Below are 19595 nucleotides of genomic sequence, written 5' to 3' on the forward strand. Positions count from 1 at the left end.
CCGACGCACCCCGCGCCGCCCGGTCGCATCGGTCGCGCCCGTCGCCGGTGCGGGTCGTACCCGTCGCGCCCGTCGCCGGGGCGGGTCGCGCTACAACACCAGCGACAGCAACAGCACGAAGCCGCCCGCGACCACCGAGATGATCGTCTCCATCAGCGACCAGGTCTTCACCGTCTGGCCCACGCTCATCCCGAAGTACTCCTTGACCAGCCAGAATCCGGCGTCGTTGAGGTGGCTGAAGAACAACGACCCCGCGCCCACGGCCAGTACGAGCAGGGCGGTGTGCGTGCTGCTCATGTCCGCCGCCAGCGGCGCCACCAGACCCGCCGCCGAGATGGTCGCCACCGTCGCCGACCCGGTGGCCAGGCGGATCGCCACCGCGATCAACCACGCGAGCAGCAGGGGTGAGATGGACCAGTCCTCGGAGATGTCCAGGATCATCCGGCCGACGCCCACGTCGACCAGGGTCTGCTTGAAGCCGCCGCCCGCACCGACGATCAGCAGGATGCCGGCGATCGGCAGCAGTGCCTTCTCCACCGTGGTCGACAACCGGTCCCGGGTGAATCCGGCGGCCCGACCGAGCGTGAACATCGCCACGATCACCGCCGACAGCAGCGCGATCAACGGCGAGCCGACCACGTCCGCGACCCGCTGGACGCGGTCCGCCGGGTCGTCGACGACGATGTCGACCAGCGCCTTGCCGAGCATCAGCACCACCGGGAGCAGCACGGTGCCCACGGTGACGGCGAAGCCGGGCCGCCGCTCCAGGTCCGCCGAGGAGCGTTCCGGGACCAGGTCCTGCGGGGGCGCGATGTCCACCCAGCGCGCCGCGTAACGGCCGAACAGCGGGCCCGCGATGGCCAGCGTCGGTATCGCCACCAGCACGCCCAGGGCGAGCACCACGCCCAGGTCGGCGTGGATCGCGTCGATGGCCGCGAGCGGTCCGGGGTGCGGCGGAACCAGGCCGTGCATCACGGACAGGCCGGCCAGTGCGGGGATGCCCACCCGCATCAGCGAGTGGTTGCCGCGCTTGGCCACCAGGAGCACCACCGGGATCAGCAGCACCACGCCGACCTCGAAGAACAGCGGCAGCCCGATGACGCCCGCGATCAGCGCCATCGCCCACGGCATGGTGCGATCGCTCGCCCTGGCCAGGATGGTGTCCACGATCTGGTCGGCGCCGCCGGAGTCGGCCAGCAGCTTGCCCAGGATCGCGCCGAGCGCGATCAGCACGCCCACGCCCGCGACGGTGGAGCCCAGACCCGAGGTGAAACTGGCGATCGCCTTGTCCAGCGGAGCGGCGGCCACCGCGCCGAGCACGAGCGACCCGATGGTCAGCGCGAGGAAGGCGTGCAGCTTGAACCGGCCGATGAGCAGCACGATCACGCCGATGCCGACGAGCACCGCCAGGCCCAGTTGGGCGTGTCCGGCCGAGGTGATCGGCGCGACGGGTGTCCCCGCCGCCAGCGCCGGCAGGTCGATGGTGCTCACGTGGTTCCCTGATCCGCGTCCAGGCGGCGCAGCGCGGCGACGGCCTGCTCGGTTATGGTCTCGGGCCCGGGCGAGACGTCGACCGCGAGGCCCGCCTCGTCCGGCTCCAGGGGTTGCAGATCGGCGAACTGCGAGTCGAGCAGCGCCTCCGGCATGAAGTGGCCGGTCCGCTCGTGCAGGCGCGCGGCGATCAGCGCGCGGTCGCCGACGAGATGGACGGTGATCATCCCGGGGACCGCTCGGCGCAGTCGGTCGCGGTAGGCGCGCTTGAGCGCGGAGCAGGCGACCACGCCGCCGGAGTGTTCGTGCGCGGCGAGCCAGTCGCCGATGGCGTCCAGCCACGGCGCGCGGTCCACGTCGTCCAACGGGATCCCGGCCGACATCTTGGCGACGTTGGCGGGTGGGTGGAAGTCGTCCGCGTCCGCGAAGGGCACCCGCAGTTCCGCGGCCAGCATGCGGCCGACCGTGGACTTCCCGGTGCCGGACACACCCATGACCACCACGACGTGGGGGGCGTTCATCGATACCTCGCTGTCTTTGCCCGGCTGGTGCCCGGGCGCCGTCCCATACCCAAACGCATAGGTAGTACTTAATCAAGACTTCGGAGCAATTAAGTCATACGTAATCCGAGCGGCTCGGAGCACCCCTCCCAGTAGGCTGACGCCATGGAGAACGAGGGCCGGGGCTTGCATATGAAGGTGCTGGAGTCCCTCGGGCCGGCCATCACGGCCGGCGCCTACCCCGCCGGCACGGTTTTGCGCACCGACGAGCTGGAGCACCGCTTCGAGGTCTCGCGCACCGTGGTCCGCGAGGCCGTTCGGGTGCTGGAATCGATGCGGCTCGTCGAGTCGCGGCGCCGGGTCGGGGTCACCGTGCGCCCGCCCGAGCAGTGGAACGTCTTCGACCCGTACGTGATCCGCTGGCGCCTGGCCGGCGCCGATCGCCCGCGCCAGCTCCGGTCGCTGACCGCGCTGCGCTCGGCGATCGAACCCGCGGCGGCGGCGCTGGCCGCGGTGTCCGCGACGCCGGCCCAGTGCGCCGCGCTGACCGAGCATGCGCTGGGCATGGTCTCCACCTCGCGCGGTCGGCAGTTGGCGGCGTACCTCGTGCACGACATCGCCTTCCACCGGGTGATCCTGGCCGCGTCGGGCAACGAGATGTTCGCCCGGCTGGGCGACGTGGTCGCCGAGGTGCTGACCGGTCGCACCCACCACGACGTGATGTTTCCGGACCCGGACCCGACCGCGGTCACGCTGCACGTACGCGTCGCCGAGGCGGTCCGCGAGGGCGACGCGGTCGGCGCCGAGCGGCTGACCCGCGAGATCACCGTCGGTGCGATGGCCGAACTGGACGTACTGGCGCCGCAGTTCGAGACGGGCGTCGATCGGGTCCAGTGATCGGCCCCCGGCCTGCGGGCGGCCCCGGGCTGCGCCGTCGGCGCCGGCATGATCGCCAACCGCATTGTCCGGAAAGGGACTTCGCTTTCGTTGACGTGGTCCAGACCATTGACCGAGTGGTCTGGACCTCTTAACTTGAGGAGCGCACTACGGATGTGAACAACCGGTGAAATAAGGCGTACGACGCGGACCCGGACCGTTCGAACGTCCTTCGCATTCACTCGTCCCCTAGGAGAGTTCCATGCGTAAAAGGACCATCCTGACGGCGCTGACCATCCCCGCCGTCTCGTTTCCCCTGATGATGGCCGGCACGGCGGGCGCGCACGGCTGGGTCACCAGCCCGCCGAGCCGTGCCGCCTACTGTGCCCAGGGCACCGTCAGCAACTGCGGTGAGATCCAGTGGGAGCCGCAGAGCGTCGAGGGCCCCAAGGGCTTCCCGGCGCGCGGACCGGCCGACGGCAGGCTCTGCGCGGGCGGCAACAGCCGATTCGCCGAACTCGACGACCCGCGTGGCGGCGCGTGGCCGAGCACCCCGGTGAGCTCGGGGTCGAGCAAGACGTTCACCTGGAAGCTCACCGCGCGGCACGCCACCACGTCGTTCCGCTACTTCATCACCAAGTCGAGCTGGAGCCCCGGCCAGTCGATCACCCGGGCGCAGTTGGAGAGCACCCCGTTCCTGACCGTTCCCTACGGCGGGGTCCAACCCGCCGCGACCGTCTCGCACACCGGCACGCTCCCGGCCGGCCGCAGCGGCAAGGCGGTGATCTTCGCGGTCTGGGACATCGCGGACACCGGCAACGCCTTCTATCAGTGCACCGACGTCACCTTCTGATCGACCCCGTCCGCCGACCCACGCCGGCGGGACCGGGGCGGGCCGGTGGGTCGCCGTACCGTGGCGACCCACCGGCCCGGCCACCCGCGCGGACCGGGCTCACCCGCCGCCGGGCCGGGCCCGTACGTGCATGCGCTCGCCCTGCTTGCCATACAGGCTGAGGAACTCCACCGGCTCCGGCCCGGCGCAGATGAAGGCGTGCGGGGTACGGGTGTCGAACTCGGCGGCCTCGCCCGCGGCCAGCACGAGATCGTGCTCGCCCAGGAACAGCCGCAGCCGACCGGACAGGACGTACATCCACTCGTAGCCCTCGTGCGTCTGCAACTCCGGTCGGGCCCCGCCGAGTCCGGGCGGCAGGATCTGCTTGAACGCGTGCAGCCCGCCGCTGTACCGGGTCAACGGGATGATGGTCATGCCGTAGCGCTGGATCGGGCGCGCGTGCACCCGCGGATCACCCGTCTCCGGAGCGTCCACCAACTCGTCCAACTGCACGCCGTACGCCTTCGCCAGCGGGAGCAGCAGTTCCAGGGTGGGTTTGCGCTGCCCGGACTCCAGCCTGGACAACGTGCTGGGGGAGATCCCGGTCGTCGTGCTCAGCTCGGTCAAGGTGGTGCCCCGTTCCTGCCGCAGGGCTCGCAGACGCGGGCCGACGGCGGTCAGAACGGAGACGAGTTCGCCATCTTTCATGGCTCCATTTGCCGACTCGGCAACAACGTTTGTCAACCGCGGTGCAGCGGGCGGACCATGTCGATCGGGCGCCGAACCACACGCCGCCCGGCCCGATCGGCTGCGGTCGGGCCGCATTCCCCACCGCACGGAGGACCCCACGATGACCGACGACCGAATCGCCGAGCACGCCGGACAGCCGTCGGCGGCGGAAGTCTGGGACGCACGCTATGCGGAGAGCACCCGCATCTGGAGCGGCAAGCCGAACGCCGCCCTGGTCCGGGAGACCTCGGACCTGCCGCCCGGCCGGGCCCTGGACCTGGGTTGCGGCGAGGGCGGCGACGCGATCTGGCTTGCCGAGCGGGGCTGGCGGGTGACCGCCACCGACGTGTCCCGGATCGCCCTGGAGCGGGCGGCCGAGCACGCGAAGGCGAAGCAGGTGGCCGATCTGATCGACTGGCAGTGGCACGATCTGAACGCGACCTTCCCGGCCGGCACCTTCGACCTGGTCTCGGCGCACTTCCTGCACTCGCACGGGGAGTTGGACCGCGAGGCGATCCTGCGCACCGCCGCCACGACGGTCGCACCCGGCGGCGTGTTGTTGATCGTCGGCCACTCGGGGATGCCGCCGTGGGAGCAGAACCCGCACCCCGACGTGGTCCTGCCGACCCCCGACGAGGTGCTCGCCGCGCTCGAACTCCCGGAGGGAGAGTGGGAGGTGCTCCGCAAGGACGAGCACGAGCGGATTCAGAACGACCCCGAGGGCCGGCCGATCACCCGCACGGACAACACCGTGATGGTGCGGCGTCGCCCGGCCGGCTGAGCGGGGTTCCGGCACGACCGGAGCCGATCGGCCCGGGAGGGCGATCCGGCGCCCGGAGGTGGTCCGGTGCCCGGGATCGCACGTTGCCGGGAATGCGCTCCGGTGCCGGGGCGGTCCCGCGCCGGGAGTCGGACGGCTCCGGGAAATCCGATCCGGCGCCGGCGTCGGACGATTCCGGGAGCCGGCGCCGGCCCGCCCCGGGAATGCGATCCGGTGCCGGGAGGGCGATCCGGTCAGGCCGGTTCGTGGGTGACCGACCAGTGATCCGCCGGCGCGTGCCGGATCCGGCTCACGCCGCCGTCCGCCCACGTCACGTCCACGTCCGCCGCCGTCGCCGACACCCGCGGCGCCGGGGTGGGGGCGGCGTCCGCCCAGGTCAGGGACAGCACGGTGACCAGCGGGCCGGCCGCCACCGTGCCCTCCAGCACGGCGAGTTCGGCCTGCTCGCCGAACGCGGTCCCGTGCGGCGCCACGCGGACGGCCGCCCGGTCCCAGCCGTGCGCGCCGGTCAGCGTGCTGTGCACCGACGCGGTGGCCACCCGGGCACCGAGGCCGTCGACCGAGGACCGCACCTCCTCGCCGGGCCCGGCCGCCGGCGCCCACCCGCCCTCGCGCACCGTGGTGCCCGCCGCCGCCCGCACGTGGTGCACGCGCACCTCGTACGGGCCGCGCACCACGCTGACCGTGACGATTCGGGTGTCCGGGACCGGCTGCCCGTCGAGGGTGGGCGACTGCGCCGAGGCGGCCCATCCGGGACCCGCGCCCAGCGGCCGGATCCGGCCGCGTTCGGTCACCCGATCGGCCAGGACCAGACCGATGTGGTTGTCCGCCGGATCGCCGCCGCGGGTGGGGCCGGTCAGCGTCGAGTAGGCCAGCCGGGCATACAGCGGATCGTCCGCGTCGAGCGCGCCGGCCGGCGCGGCCGGCTGGTGGTCGGCGCCGTGGTTGACCAACCGGGCCACGCCGTGCCCGGCGTGCACGAGCAGTCCGGGACCGGGCAGGCCGAGCGCGGGGTCGGGCTCCCCCTCCTCGGCCGGCCCCGCGCACTCGCGCGCGGTCCACACCTCGTGCCGCTCGGGCAGCAACAGGCCGACGAAGCCCTTGGCCGCCCAGTACGGCGACGCCGAGCCCGAGTAGGGCTGCACCGTCGCGGCGTCCGGGCCGTACCAGCCCAGCGAGAGCAGGCCGTCGCGGGCGGCGCCGCGGTCCAGGAAGTGCCGCAGCACGCCGCTCGCCAGGCGTCGGGTGGTGCCCGGTGCGTAGGGCGTGGCGTCCACGAGCGCGCCCAGCCACAGCGGGGCCGCCGCGGCGAACCGGTAGGTCAGCGAACGCCCCTGGTGCAGCGGCGCGCCGGTGCGGTCGAAGAGCCGGCCGTACCCGGTCAGGAACTCGCGCAGCCGCTCGCGCCGGACCGGGTCGGCCGGCGCACCCGCGACCGCCGCGCACAACAGCGGATACAGGTGCATGGCCCAGCCGTTGTAGTGGTCGAAGTAGCGCCCGGCGCCGTCGGTGTACCACCCGTCGCCGACGTACCAACGCTCGATGCGGGCCAGGCCCCGGTCGATTGCCGCCCGGGCCTGCTCGGTGTGCCGGTCGGCCGCCTCCAGGAAGGTGCCCACCGCGACCGGGAAGAGCCACCAGTTGTTGTCCACCGGTTCGTGCCGCAGCGCACCGGCGAGCCAGTCGGCGGCCCGTTCGCGGGTGGACTCGTCGAGCCGGTCCCACAGTTGAGCCTTCGTCAGGTGCAGGGCCAGGGCCACCGACGCAGCCTCCACCATCGCCTGGCCGCGATCGACCACGGCCGGCCAGGATTCCGCATCCGCCGTGCCGGGCGCGGCCGTTCCCGTGCGCAGCCCGTCCGCGTACGGCTCCAGCAGCCCGGCCGGGACGGGCCGGCCGCAGGCGACGGTGCCGGCCGCGCGCAGCGCCGCGAGCAGGAACGTACGGGCGTAGCCCTCCAGGCCGTCCGAGCGCTCGCCGGACCAACTCGTGCGCCCGGGAAGGGTGATCAGTGCGCCGCCCGGCGAGCGATACGGGCGCACCGCGGCGAGCAGGCCGTCGGCCACCGCCTCCCAGTGCGCGCGGGTCCAGCCGGTGTACGGGCTCAGCGTGCGGTCCTCCGGGGGCAGCACGAAGGGGTGCGGTGTGGTCACGGATCTCCTCGACGTGTGCACGGACCTCCTCGGCTGGACGCGCCCGGGCGTCGACACGCTAGGCGGGGTCGATCGATCAGGTCAAGAGTCGGTTTGATCGAACGATCCTTTTCAATCAAAATCGAATGGCGATGCCCTAGGCTGAGCCGGTGGCCGGACAGCAGCCGGGCGCAGGGGGGCACGGCCCGTTCCGGGCGTGCGCTGATCGGAAGGACGACGTCCACGGTGTTGGCGGAACAGCGGCAGGAACTCATTCTCAGGACGGCCCGCGAACAGGGCAGCGTCAAGGTGGTCGAGATCGCCGAGGAACTGGGCGTGTCCCTGGTCACCGTGCGGCGCGACGTGACCGCCCTGGTGGCGAGCGGTCTGCTGGCCCGGGTGCACGGCGGTGCCACCCTGCCGCACGCCCGCCCCTCCGCGCCGGAGCCGGGCCGGCCGCCGGCGAACGGCCACGACGGGCCGACGGTGGGCATGCTCGTGCCGTCCGCCACCTACTACTTCCCGGAGGTCGTGCGCGGCGCCCGGGACGCGGTCGAGGCGATCGGTGGGCGGTTGGTGCTGGGCATCTCGCGCTATCTGCCCAGCGAGGACCGCGACCAGGTGGACCAGCTGTTGCGCGGCGGCGTGGACGGCCTGCTGCTGACCCCCTCGCGGGCGCCGGGACCGGGCGGCGAGGATGCGTGGATGGGGCGGCTCCCGGTGCCCGTCGTGCTGGTGGAGCGCCGGGCCGAGATCGGCTCCGGGCTCGAACACCTGGACCGGGTCGCCTCCGACCACGCGCTGGGCGCGGCCCAGGCGGTGCGCCGGTTGGGCACGCTCGGCCACGAGCGCATCCTGCTCGTGGCCCGGCTGGGCAGTCCGACCACGCCGGCCGTGCACGCCGGGTACACCGCGGCGATGGCCGCCCTGGGGCTGACCCCGCCGGACCCGGCCGGGGTGGAGACGCCGCATCCGGGCGAGGACGCGGACGGCTTCGACCGGGCGGTGTCGCGGGTGATCGAGGCGGCCCGCTCGGGTGCGGCCACCGCCGCGCTCGTGCACAACGACCAGGACGCGCTGCTGCTGGTGTCCCGGCTGCGCGCGGCGGGTCTGGACGTGCCCGGCGACCTGGCGCTGATCGCCTACGACGACGAGGTGGCGGCGCTGGCCGATCCGCCGCTGAGCGCGATCGCGCCGGCCAAGCACGAGGTCGGCCGGATCGCGGTCGAGCTGCTCGCCGCGCGCCTGGCGGACGGGGACGACGGGCGTGCGCCGCGGCACATCTCGCTGGTGCCCAGGCTGCGGCTGCGGGCCACCACCGAGCCGGCCGACGCGGGGGAGCCGGTCGAGCGGGGGGAGGGCGAGCGGACCACGCGGACCGAACCCGTCCGGACAAGCGAAAGTAACCCAGCCACTCTGTGATCGAACGATCATAGCGAGTTTCGTTTTTCATCGATTGTTCATTTGCTCTTGACGCTGTTCGCTCCTGACCGAATGATGCTCGCTATCGCCTTCGATGCAGGTTCGACCCAGGAGCGTCCATGCAGCGCACATCCATCAGACTCGGCACGGCTCTCGTCGGCATAGTCACCGCCCTGAGCCTCGTCACCGGTTGTGGCGGCGGCGACGACAAGAAGAAGGACGCCGGAGCCGCCCCCGCCGCCCCCGGTGGCGCCCCGGGCCAGAAGCAGGAACTCACCTTCTGGTCCTGGACCAAGGGCACCCAGGAGGTCGTGGACGCGTTCAACAAGTCGCACCCCGACATCCAGGTCAAGTACGAGCAGATCCCCTCCGGCAACGCGGGCGGCTACGCGAAGATGGCCAACGCGGTCAAGGCGGGCAACGCCCCCGACGTGCTGACCATCGAGTACCCGCAACTGCCGGACTTCGTCAGCCAGGGGGCCGTGCAGGACCTCACGTCGAAGGTGTCCGGCCTCAAGTCGAAGTTCCCCGCGTCGGTCAACAAGCTGACCGAACTCGGCGGCAAGACCTGGGCGGTGCCGCTGGACGCCGCACCGATGGCGCTGTACTACCGCAAGGACTTCTTCACCGACCACAACATCGCCGTGCCCAAGACCTGGGACGAGTACCGGGCCGCGGCCGAGCAGGTCAAGAAGGCCGACCCGAACGCCCGGATCGGCACCTTCTACCCGGACGACCCCAGCACCGTGGCCGGGCTGACCTGGCAGGCCGGCGGCGCGTGGTTCGGCACCGAGGGCGACGCCTGGAAGGTCTCGCTGACCGACCCGAACGCGCGCAAGGTCGGCGAGTACTGGAACAAGCTCGTCTCCGACGACCTGGTGCGCGTGCAGCCCTCGTTCAGCCAGCAGTGGAACGCCGACCTCAAGAGCGGCGGCACGGTCGGCATCGTCGGCGCCTCGTGGAGCGCGGGTGTCCTCAAGAGCAGCCAGCCCGACCTGGCCGGCAAGTGGGCGGTCGCGCCGCTGCCGGACTGGGGCACCCCCTCCAACGGCATGCTCGGCGGCTCGACCTTCGCGGTGAGCAAGGACAGCAAGAAGGGCAAGGCCGCGCTCACCTTCATCGAGTGGATGACCACCACCAAGGAGGGCATCTCCGCGCGGATCGCCTCCGGCACCTCCAGCGCCTACCCCGCCGCCACCGAGCTGGTGCCCGTCGCAGCGCAGTTCTTCGACACCGGCTACTTCGGCAAGCAGGACATCTACCCGCTGTTCACCGAGGCGACCGGCAAGATCGGCGGCGGCTGGACCTGGGGCCCGTCGATGACCCAGACCAACACCATCCTCAAGGACCAGTTCGGCAAGCTCTCCAGCGGCGGCAGCATCGTGGGCGCCCTGGAGGAGGCCCAGCGCAGCACCGTCGAGGACCTGAAGAAGCGCGGCATCTCGGTCAAGAGCTGACCACTGGTGCCGTGACCGGGAACCGGCGACGTTCCCGGCCACGGCACCAGCCCTGCGAGGCCGCCCGTCGGCCCGTGATCCGCAGGCCCCCGGCACCCCGCGCCGCCCGCACCGGGGGACCGCCACGAGGAAGCAGTTCCATGAACACATCCCTGCGCGCCGGACGCCGGCGCCGGAAGACCACCGCCGCGCTGTTCCTGACCCCGTTCTACGTGTTGTTCATCGCCACCATGGTCGTGCCGATCGGCTACGCGATCTGGCTCAGCCTGTTCACCGAGAAGACCTCGGGCCTGGGCTTCGGCGGCACCAGACGCGTATTCAGCGGCTTCGGCAACTATGCCGACGCGCTCGGTGACGAGAAGTTCCGCGACGGGTTCGTCGCGATCGGGCTGTACTGCCTCCTGTACATCCCGGTGATGGTCGGCACCGCCCTCGCGCTGGCGCTCCTGCTGGACTCCGCGCTCGCCCGGGCCCGCCGGTTCTTCCAACTCGCCCTGTTCCTGCCGCACGCGGTCCCGGGCATCATCGCCGCGCTGATCTGGGTCTACCTCTACACCCCGGGCCTGAGCCCGGTCGTGGAACTGCTCGAATCCGGCGGCCTGCACTGGGACTTCCTGGCCTCGGACACCGCGCTGTTCTCGATCGTCAACATCGCCACGTGGGAGTGGATCGGCTACAACATGATCATCTTCTACGCCGCGCTCCAGGCGATCCCGCGCGAGGTGGTCGAGGCCGCCACCGTGGACGGCGCCGGACCGGTGCGCATCGCGGTCTCGGTGAAGATCCCGATGATCCGCGCCGCCGTCGCGATGACGATGTTGTTCACCATCATCGGCTCGCTGCAACTGTTCACCGAACCGTCCATCCTCAGCGACGCCAACCCCGCCGTGGGCAGCTCCTGGACACCCAACATGTACGCCTACTCGGCCGCCTTCCGCGCCAACGACTTCGGCCTCGCGGCGGCCGCCTCGGTGCTGCTCGCCGTGTTCGCCGCGGCGCTGTCGTTCGGCGTCACCCGCCTGTCGTCCGGACGGAGGACCGCATGAGCACCACCGTGCAGCAGCCGGACGGGGTCGCGGCCGACGCGCCCGCGCCGACCCGCACACCCGCAACCAAGCCCGCCCGCCGCCCGCGCGCCAAGGGTCGCGCCACCGAGGCGCTGATGGGCAAGGTCGCCGTCAACGGTGCCCTGGTCCTGGTCACCCTCTACATGATGTTGCCGCTGGCCTGGCTGCTGATCGCCGCGACCAAGGACATGGGCGGCCTGTTCGGCGGCGACGGCTTCGCCTTCGAGGGCTTCCACTTCACCGAGAACGTCAAGGCCGTCGGCACCGAGGGCGACGGCATCTACTGGCACTGGTACCTCAACAGCCTGCTCTACGCCGGCGTCGGCGCGGCGCTGGGCTCGTTCATCAGCGTGCTGGCCGGCTACGCGTTCGACAAGTTCGACTTCCCCGGCAAGGAGAAGCTGTTCGGCGGGGTGCTGCTGGGCGTGCTCGTGCCCACCACCGCCGTCGCGCTGCCGCTGTACCTGCTCGCGTCCAAGGTGGGTCTGGTCAACACCTTCTGGGCGGTGTTCATCCCGGTCATCGTCAACCCGTTCGGGGTCTACCTGGCCCGGGTGTTCAGCGCCGGATACATCCCCGGCGAGGTGCTCGAAGCCGCCCGGATGGACGGCGCCGGCGAGATCCGGACCTTCTTCTCGGTCGCCATGCCGATGATGATGCCGGGCTTCGTGACCATCTTCCTGTTCCAGTTCACCGCGATCTGGAACAACTTCTTCCTGCCCCTGGTGATGCTCTCCGACCAGAAGCTGTACCCGGTCAGCCTGGGCCTGTACTCGTGGAACACCAACGCGCACGCGTACCCGGAGTTCTATCCGCTGGTCATCACCGGATCGCTGATGGCCGTGGTCCCGCTGGTCGTCGCCTTCGTCTCGCTCCAGCGCCACTGGCGTGCGGGCCTGTCCGCGGGGAGCGTCAAGTGACCAACGGCACCACCCGATTCGAGTCCCCCGCCGGTACGTCCGCGCCGGCGCGGCACCGGCCTCGACTCCTGCTCGCGATGGACCCGTCCGTGGCCGCACGCATCCTGGACACCGAAGCCCGCGAGCGGCTCGACGCGCTGGCCGACGTCGATCTCGACCTGATCGCCGACGACTTCGACCGTCCCGAGGCCGCCGCGGCGCTGGCCGAGGCGGAAGTCCTGTTCACCTGCTGGGGCAGCGCCCGCCTGGACGCCGCGGTGCTGGCCCGGGCGCCGCGACTGCGCGCGGTGGTCCACGCGGCGGGTTCGGTCAAACACCACCTCACCGACGCCGCCTGGGAACGCGGCCTGATCGTCTCCTCGGGCGCCGCCGCCAACGCCCTGCCGGTGGCCGAATACACCGTCGCCGCCGTGCTGTTCGCCAACAAGCGGGTGCTGCGGATCCGGGACGCCTACCGCGCGGAACGGCGCCTGGTGGACTGGGACGCGCGATTCCCGGGGTTCGGCAACTACCGACGCACCATAGGCATCGTCGGCGCTTCCCGGATCGGCCGCCGGGTGCTCGAACTGCTCCGCCCGTTCGATTTCGAACTGCTGCTGCACGACCCGTACGTGACTGCCGATCAGGCGGAGGCACTGGGCGCGCGCAGCGTGGATCTGGACGAACTGGTGCGAAGCTCGGACGTGGTCAGCGTGCACGCCCCCGAACTGGAGTCCACCCGGCACCTCCTGGACCGCCGCCGGCTCGCGCTGATGCGGGACGGCGCGACGCTGATCAACACCGCCCGCGGCTCCCTCGTGGACCAGGACGCCCTCACCGAGGAACTGGTCGCGGGCCGCCTCGACGCGGTCATCGACGTCACCGAACCGGACGTCCTCCCGGCCGCCTCGCCGCTCTACGACCTGCCCAACGTGCTCCTGACCCCGCACATCGCCGGCTCCCTCGGCGGCGAACTGCGCCGCATGGTCGCCCTGGCCCTGGACGAACTCGACCGCTACACCCAGGGCATCCCCTTCGCCCACGCCGTGGAACCGGCAACCCTGACCCACTCGGCCTGAACAACCCCCGACCGCCGGCCGGGCCCGACGAGGACCCCGGCCGGCACGCGAACAACCGGGCGGGTACCGGCCCCGATTCGTTTCGATCGAGCCCCAGCTCCGCACTCTCAGGCCGGTCGGGCTCGAGGCCAACCTCGGCCCGGCCGGCATTCGAGGCCAACCTCGGCCCGGTCGGGCTTGAGGCCACCCGGAGCAACCGAAGCGCCAGGCCCCCAGAGATCCTCGGCCGGTCGGCGCGTGAGGAGCCCACCCATCTTCCGGCCCCAGCCGGAGGCTCTTGCAAGACCCCCCAGACCGGAGGTCACATGCACGGCTTCAGACCCCTGACCCGCATCCTCTCGGCGACGCTGCTGGCCACGGCGGGCCTGGTCTCCGCCCAAGCCGCCGCAGGCGCGCCCGCATCCGCGGCCAGGTCCACGGCCGCATCGCCGACCACGACATACGTCGATTGCGGCGTAGGCCGCCCAGGTGCCACCGGGACCACTCCCGAGGACCCGCTGGGCGACCTCGCCCCGATCAACACCCGCATCCACCAACCCGGCGACCGCATCCTGCTCCGCGCCGGCACCCTGTGCACCGGCACGCTCACCCCGCAGGGCTCCGGCACCGCGGGCAACCCGATCACGATCGGCGCCTACGGCGAAGGCCCACGTCCGGTGATCCAGGGCACCGGCGGACCCGCCACGCTGCGCCTGGTCGACCGGAGCTGGTGGACCGTGCAGGGCCTCCACGTGACCAACCCGGCGCCGACACAGGCCCTGCGTACCGGAGTTCAGGTCGACACCACCACCCCCGACCGCAAGTACGGGATCGTGCTGCGCGACCTGGAGGTCTCCGATGTCGCCGGCTGGAGCGACAAGACCGGTACCAACGCGGGCTGGTTCTCCGCCTCGGCCGGCATCGTGGTGCTCGGTCGGGCGACCGCCGGCCCGATCGAGGGCCTGACCATCACCGACAACCAGGTGCACGACACCGGTGGCGGCGGCATCAAGATCTCGGTCAAGCCCGCCGACTTCCACCGCAACGTACTGATCCGGGCGAACACCATCCGCAGCGTCGGCGGCGACGGGATCGTGGTGCACGGCTCGGACGCGCCGCTGATCGAGCACAACCTCTTCGACGATGGCGGAGGCGGCAAGTACCCCTACGTCAACGGCAACTTCGCGGGCATGTGGCCGATCAACTCGCGTGACCCCGTCTTCCAGTACAACGAAGTCACCCGGCAACGGCCGTCGATCTTCGACTCCACCGCGTGGGACTGCGACGGCGCGATCACCGGCTCGTGCACCTACCAGTACAACTACTCGCACGACAACGGCGGCGGCTTCTACCTCGGCTGCCAGAACTGCACCGCCCTCGGCAACTTCCACGCCACCCAGATCCTGCGTTTCAACATCGCCCAGGACGACTGCCGGATCCGGGCCAACGCATCGGGCGACAACACCAGCCCGCTGCGGATGTACAACAACACGTTCTTCTGCCCGAGCAAGAAGCTGGACGTCGAACTCCCGGGCGGCCCCTCGGCGAACACCCTGGTCGCCAACAACGTCTTCGTCGCCGGCCAGGGCGCGCTGCCCACGGGAGCGGGCATCAGCTACCAGGCGAACGTCTACGACGGCGGCTTCACCGCGCCGACCGGCGACACCTCGGCCGTGACCACCGACCCGGGCCTGGCCGCACCCGGCACCGCGACCGGCGCTACCGACGCGGGCGGTTACGCGCTGCTCACCGGATCTCCCGCGCTGGGGAGCGGGGTTGCGGTACCGGGCATGGGCACACACGACTACTTCGGCAACCCCGTCACGGCCGGGGGTACGGGAGTCAACCGGGGTGCCTACAACGGCCCTGCGGTGCAGGCGCCGCGGTATGCGTCGATCGCCGCCGCGTACAACAACGTCGGGGTCGGCGACGACGCCAACCCGAACACCGGCGGCCTCGGGTTGTCCGGACGCAGCTACTCCGGCCCCGCACTGGCGGCGGCCGGATACGTCCCGGGCGGCACGGTCACCGCGGGCGGCGCCGCATTCACGTGGCACCCGCGTGCATACGGCCTGCCGGACAACGTCAAGCCGGCCGGGCAACGCATCGCCCTCACCGGCAGCGGCAGTCGCCTCGTGGTACTGGGTGCGAGTGCCTACGGCGCGCAGAGCGGCACCGTCACCGTCACCTACACCGACGGCACTTCCTCGACGGCGACGCTCGCCCTGGGCGACTGGTGGAGCACCGCCGCCGGTCCGTCCGACCAGGTCGCAGTCCGCGCCGCCTACCATCACAAGCCGCAGACCGACTACCGCAATCCGGCCACGGCGCGGTCCGAGGAGGACGTCACGGTACGGGTCGCATCGTTGTCCATCGACCCCTCCCGGACGGTGGATTCGGTGACCCTGCCGGCGGGCAGCCCGATCGCCGGACCCGGGCTGCACGTGTTCGACCTGAAGGTCGTCGCCTGATGGCCCGCCGGGGACGCGCCCAGAGGCCGGTGCGTGGCGTCGAGCCGCAGACGGGCCCCGCTCGTCGTCGCCGGCGGCGGGCGCTCGGCTGGGCCGCCGCACTGACCGTGGCGATCACGGTCGTGGGCGTCTCGCCGGCCCTGCTGGGCCCGTCCTCGGCATCCGGGCGGGCGACGCCCGCATCCGACGGCGCCCCGCCCTCGCGCGCGGCTGCCGTGGCTCCGACCGCCGTGGTCGCGACCGTCGACGAAGTACCGATCACGGCGGGTCAGTTGCGCCGTGCGGCGGTGCGGCTGCGCGCCGAGGTGGTCGCGGAGTACCCGATGACCGGGGCACGCGCCGACTATTGGCGGACGGCGATCGCGGGTCGGACCCCGCACGAGGTGCTGACGGAACGGGCGTTGCGGGCGGCGGCCACGGAATCGGTGCTGCGGCGCCGGGCGCAGCAGGCCGGGGTGTTGGCCGACCCGACCGAGACCGGATTCCAGGCCCGACTCGACGCCGAGAACGAGCGTCGCGCGGCGGCCCGCGCGGCGGGGCATCCGGTGCCGGGCGTGCCGCGCTACGACGAGGACGGCTTCGCGCGCAACGAGAGCGCCGAACTCTCACGCGCACTGAGCCGGTTGCCGGCGGCAACCCCGGAGGACGTGTCCGAGTCGCGACTGCGCGACCGCTACGCCGAACTGGCGGGTGCCGCCGGTCCGTCGGCCACGGTGCCGCCATTCGAGCAGGCCAGGGACCGGATTCGACTCGACCTCCTGTCGGCCGCATTCGACCGGGAGCTGGCGCGAAGGGTGGCCGCGGCACGCACGATCCCCCTCCAAGAGGCCGAAGCCGTGGTCTGCGGAGCCGAATAGCCAACGGTGCCGGGCCGTGTCGTCGTGCTGTGCGGGTCGCATTGCGCCGTGCGCGTCGTCGTGCCGTGCCGTGCCGTGCCGTCGTGCCGCGTCGCGTCGCGTCGCGTCGACGAGCGTCGGTCGAGAGCTTGGGGTGCCGCGAGAGCCCGGGTGTGAACTACACCGGGTCCCGGGTTTCTTCGGCGGGCCCAGCGGCGGCTTCCGCGGCTCCCGCGGCGGTGAAGGACACGTCCTCGGCGTGTGCGACGATCTCGACCTCGTCGCCCAGCGCCCATTCGGCCACGCGCGAGACCATCGGCGCCGGTACCGCCGCGCTGATGCCGGGCGCGGCCGGGATGTCGTACGTGGCATGGGCGTCGTGCGGCAGCACCACCCGGTAGCCCCGTTCCAGCGCGGCCCGCGCGGTCGCGCCCACGCACATCTCGGACATCACCCCGCACACGGACACACCCGCCACGCCAGCCCGGGTCAGCAGGTCGGCCAGCGGCGTACCGTCGAAGCCGTCGTCCTCGGTCTTGCGGATCACCACCTCGCGGGGGCCGGCCTCCACCGGCAGCCGCAATTCCCACCCGGGCGTGCCGGTCTCGTCGTCCGCGCCGACCGGCCCGTCGTTCTGGAGATGCACCACCAGCGCACCACTCGCCCGGGCCCGGGCGATCAACGTGGCGGCCCGTTCCACCACACGCTCCGCATCCGGTACCGCGCCGGCGCCGGTGACGAAGGCCATCTGCACGTCGACGACGAGCAGGGCGGATACGGGGGCGATGTTCTCTGTCATGCCACCCCATCCTGCCTGCCGAGCAGCTCCGCCGATTCGTGGGGTCCGCGGACTCGCCCGGTCCGAGTGCCGGTCGGCGGAACCCGTCGGCGGATGGCGGCGAGTGGTTCACGGTCACGGTCACGGTCACGAGTGCCGGTGCCGAAACCGCTGTGGGATGCGCTATTCCGCAGCGTGGTCCGCGTCGACGAGAGCGGTGATCACTCGGTCCAGTGCGGCCAGGTCCGCCGGTGGGAGGTTGCGCAGGAAATCCGGGGGGTTGTCCAGGATTTCGCGGGCGGTCCGCGCCACCCGCAGACCCTGTGCGGTCGCCGCCAACATCCGCTGTCTGCGGTCGGTGGGATGGACTGTGCGTTCGATCAGCCCGCGGCGTTCGAGGTCGTCGACGACCAGCGTCGTGTACGGCTTGTCGGTGGACAGCCCGGCGGCCAGTTCGCGCATCGACAGCGGACCGCCGGCGATCCGTCGCAGCGCCTTGACGCGGATGAAGCTCAGTCCGGTGGCCTCGACGACCTCGCGGCGGCGGTCGTGGCGCTCCAGGACGAGGAGGCGCATCCCGGTCCAGACGCGTCCCGCCGCGTCCGAGGGGGCATCGCTCGCCGCGTCGTGTGCCGGGGAACCGGTCATTGCCTCACGTCCGTCGTCCTCGGCGTCCCGGCGGGCGGCGCCGCGGGCATCAGTTCCGCGCCCGTGCGTTCGGCCGTGCGCAGGGCCCAGCGGCCCGTGGTGAGCATACCGAGGCCCGCGACCGAGACGCCGCAGCCCAGCACGATCCACCATCCGGTGTGCGTCGCGGCGGCCAGACCGGCTCCGCCGGGGTCGGACAGGACGGACCCCATGGTGGTGCCGACCACCGCGACCCCGAAGGACTGGCCGACTTGGCGACTCGTCGACGCGATCGCCGAGGCCACTCCCGCCTGGGCACGCGGCATGCCGGACACGGCGGTGTTCGTGATCGGCGCGTTGACCAGCCCGAAGCCGATGCCGAACAGGCTGTACGCGGCCACCATCCGCACGGTGGACGTGTCGTCGGCCAGCCCGACCAGCAACGCCGCGCTCGCCGCGATGGCGAGGCCGGCCGCGATCAGCGGTACGCGCGGGCCGACCCGCCCGACCAGCCGCCCGGAGATCGGCGAGAACACGACCGTCATCAGCGCCATCGGCAGCGTACGCAGGCCCGCCTCGGTCGGCGAGTAGCCGCGCGCGTCCTGGAGGTAGAGCGTGTTCAGGAAGAGGAATCCGGACATCGACGCGAACGTGCACACCGCGATCACGGTCGAGCCCGCGAACGGCACGCTGCGGAAGAAGCGCAGGTCGATCAGCGGTTCCGCGCGCCGCGGCGACCAGTACAGCAGTCCGGTCAGGCAGCCCGCGGCGAGGGCGAACAGCGCCAGGATCAGCGGCGAGGACCACCCCGCCGCGCGGCCCTCGATGATCGCGTAGGCGAGCGACAACAGGAACGCGAACACGAGCGACTGGCCGACCGGATCCGCCCGCCTGGGATGAGCCGCCTTGGACTCGGGCACGTACAGCGCACTGAGTACGAGGGCGGCGAGCGCGACCGGCAGGTTGATCCAGAACACCGACCGCCAGCCCGCCGAGTCGACCAGCGCGCCGCCCACGACCGGCCCGAGCGCCATGGCGATTCCGACCACCGCACCCCACACGCCGATGGCGCGAGCGCGTTCGCGGGGCTCGGTGAAGGTGTTGGTGATGATCGACATCGCGACCGGGTTGAGCATCGACCCACCGACGGCCTGGACCACCCGGAACGCGATCAACCACCCGAGTCCCGGCGCCAGACCGCACAATGCCGAGCCTGCCGCGAACAACACGAGTCCGGTCTGGAAGACCCGACGCCGACCGATGCGATCGGCCGTCGAGCCGGCCACCATGAGCAGGGAGGCCAGCACCAACGTGTAGGCGTCGATGGTCCATTGCAGTTGGGAGACCGAGGCGTTCAGGTCGCCCCGAATGGATGGGAGAGCCACGTTCAGGATCGTGTTGTCGAGCCCGACGATGAACAGACTCAGGCAACAGGTGAACAGAACGAGGAGTTTTCCGTGCCGACCGGTCCCGGAGAACGCCATGCAATCACTCCAGTCATTACTTCTGTACAATCATTATAGGTTGTACAACTAAACTGAAGCGGTAGTCAACCGGTCGCGTGGTCGCGTGATGGCTGCGCGGCGCGCTGCGCCTGTCGCTGCCGGAGGGCCGGAGGCCGGCGGGTGACGACGACGCG

At 71.7% G+C, this 19595-nt stretch carries 17 protein-coding genes; 10 read left to right on the forward strand and 7 right to left on the reverse strand.

The window, feature by feature from the left end; translation table 11 throughout:
• Positions 1 to 90: 90 nt before the first annotated feature.
• Together ACIBM5_RS34850 and ACIBM5_RS34855 are read right to left on the reverse strand one after the other, a co-directional pair.
• Positions 91 to 1491, reverse strand: a complete 1401-nt coding sequence (locus ACIBM5_RS34850; RefSeq protein ID WP_396010676.1) for a gluconate:H+ symporter — start codon at positions 1489 to 1491, stop codon at positions 91 to 93.
• Positions 1488 to 2012, reverse strand: coding sequence for a gluconokinase (locus tag ACIBM5_RS34855; protein ID WP_396010677.1), 525 nt, complete (start codon positions 2010 to 2012; stop codon positions 1488 to 1490). The genes ACIBM5_RS34850 and ACIBM5_RS34855 overlap by 4 nt, the downstream gene beginning before the upstream one ends.
• 144 nt (positions 2013 to 2156) lie before the next feature.
• On the opposite strand from ACIBM5_RS34855, the gene ACIBM5_RS34860 reads away from it, so the two are divergent.
• Together ACIBM5_RS34860 and ACIBM5_RS34865 are read left to right on the forward strand one after the other, a co-directional pair.
• On the forward strand, positions 2157 to 2888 hold the full coding sequence (locus ACIBM5_RS34860) for a FadR/GntR family transcriptional regulator (protein ID WP_396010678.1): 732 nt from the start codon (positions 2157 to 2159) through the stop codon (positions 2886 to 2888).
• A gap of 241 nt (positions 2889 to 3129) precedes the next feature.
• The gene (locus ACIBM5_RS34865; RefSeq protein ID WP_391585588.1) at positions 3130 to 3720 is read left to right on the forward strand and encodes a lytic polysaccharide monooxygenase; all 591 of its coding nucleotides are present in this window, start codon (positions 3130 to 3132) and stop codon (positions 3718 to 3720) included.
• A gap of 99 nt (positions 3721 to 3819) precedes the next feature.
• Here ACIBM5_RS34865 and ACIBM5_RS34870 read toward each other — a convergent pair whose 3' ends face one another.
• Positions 3820 to 4407 carry a helix-turn-helix domain-containing protein gene (locus tag ACIBM5_RS34870; RefSeq protein ID WP_396010679.1) on the reverse strand — a complete coding sequence of 196 codons (588 nt, stop codon included), beginning with the start codon at positions 4405 to 4407 and terminating at the stop codon, positions 3820 to 3822.
• Between the two features lie 142 nt (positions 4408 to 4549).
• Between ACIBM5_RS34870 and ACIBM5_RS34875 the strand changes: the two genes are divergently transcribed.
• Complete coding sequence (locus ACIBM5_RS34875; RefSeq protein ID WP_396010680.1) at positions 4550 to 5209, forward strand: class I SAM-dependent methyltransferase; 660 nt, start codon at positions 4550 to 4552, stop codon at positions 5207 to 5209.
• A 233-nt stretch (positions 5210 to 5442) separates the two neighbouring features.
• Here the strand turns inward: ACIBM5_RS34875 and ACIBM5_RS34880 are convergent, their stop codons facing one another.
• Positions 5443 to 7362 carry a DUF2264 domain-containing protein gene (locus ACIBM5_RS34880; protein ID WP_396010681.1) on the reverse strand — a complete coding sequence of 640 codons (1920 nt, stop codon included), beginning with the start codon at positions 7360 to 7362 and terminating at the stop codon, positions 5443 to 5445.
• A gap of 225 nt (positions 7363 to 7587) precedes the next feature.
• Here ACIBM5_RS34880 and ACIBM5_RS34885 point away from each other — a divergent pair, with 225 nt between their 5' ends.
• The 7 genes from ACIBM5_RS34885 (at position 7588) to ACIBM5_RS34915 (ending at position 16572) form a co-directional block, all read left to right on the forward strand.
• Entirely contained in the window at positions 7588 to 8763 is a 1176-nt protein-coding gene (locus ACIBM5_RS34885) for a substrate-binding domain-containing protein (protein ID WP_396010682.1), read from the forward strand.
• Between the two features lie 119 nt (positions 8764 to 8882).
• Positions 8883 to 10220 (forward strand): ABC transporter substrate-binding protein, encoded by a 1338-nt coding sequence (locus ACIBM5_RS34890; protein WP_396010683.1) that lies wholly within the window; start codon positions 8883 to 8885, stop codon positions 10218 to 10220.
• A 140-nt stretch (positions 10221 to 10360) separates the two neighbouring features.
• Entirely contained in the window at positions 10361 to 11266 is a 906-nt protein-coding gene (locus tag ACIBM5_RS34895) for a sugar ABC transporter permease (RefSeq protein ID WP_360317097.1), read from the forward strand.
• Positions 11263 to 12207, forward strand: a complete 945-nt coding sequence (locus tag ACIBM5_RS34900) for a carbohydrate ABC transporter permease (RefSeq protein ID WP_396010684.1) — start codon at positions 11263 to 11265, stop codon at positions 12205 to 12207. The genes ACIBM5_RS34895 and ACIBM5_RS34900 overlap by 4 nt, the downstream gene beginning before the upstream one ends.
• Before the next feature lie 77 nt (positions 12208 to 12284).
• Entirely contained in the window at positions 12285 to 13265 is a 981-nt protein-coding gene (locus ACIBM5_RS34905) for a hydroxyacid dehydrogenase (protein WP_396010717.1), read from the forward strand.
• A gap of 305 nt (positions 13266 to 13570) precedes the next feature.
• The gene (locus ACIBM5_RS34910) at positions 13571 to 15715 is read left to right on the forward strand and encodes a right-handed parallel beta-helix repeat-containing protein (protein ID WP_396010685.1); all 2145 of its coding nucleotides are present in this window, start codon (positions 13571 to 13573) and stop codon (positions 15713 to 15715) included.
• Positions 15715 to 16572, forward strand: a complete 858-nt coding sequence (locus ACIBM5_RS34915; RefSeq protein WP_396010686.1) for a hypothetical protein — start codon at positions 15715 to 15717, stop codon at positions 16570 to 16572. Before ACIBM5_RS34910 ends, ACIBM5_RS34915 begins: the two co-directional genes overlap by 1 nt.
• 157 nt (positions 16573 to 16729) lie before the next feature.
• Here the strand turns inward: ACIBM5_RS34915 and ACIBM5_RS34920 are convergent, their stop codons facing one another.
• The 3 genes from ACIBM5_RS34920 to ACIBM5_RS34930 all read right to left on the reverse strand — a co-directional run bounded on the left by ACIBM5_RS34920 (position 16730) and on the right by ACIBM5_RS34930 (position 19440).
• A complete protein-coding gene (locus ACIBM5_RS34920; protein WP_396010687.1) occupies positions 16730 to 17350 on the reverse strand; it encodes an isochorismatase family protein in 621 nt (206 codons plus the stop codon).
• Positions 17351 to 17512: 162 nt separating this feature from the next.
• Positions 17513 to 17977, reverse strand: a complete 465-nt coding sequence (locus ACIBM5_RS34925) for a MarR family winged helix-turn-helix transcriptional regulator (protein ID WP_396010688.1) — start codon at positions 17975 to 17977, stop codon at positions 17513 to 17515.
• Positions 17974 to 19440, reverse strand: a complete 1467-nt coding sequence (locus tag ACIBM5_RS34930; RefSeq protein WP_396010690.1) for an MFS transporter — start codon at positions 19438 to 19440, stop codon at positions 17974 to 17976. Before ACIBM5_RS34930 ends, ACIBM5_RS34925 begins: the two co-directional genes overlap by 4 nt.
• Positions 19441 to 19595 lie beyond the last annotated feature (155 nt).

Origin of the sequence: Embleya sp. NPDC050493 (genome assembly GCF_044458105.1) — a bacterium.
In the GTDB taxonomy this organism is placed as follows: domain Bacteria; phylum Actinomycetota; class Actinomycetes; order Streptomycetales; family Streptomycetaceae; genus Embleya.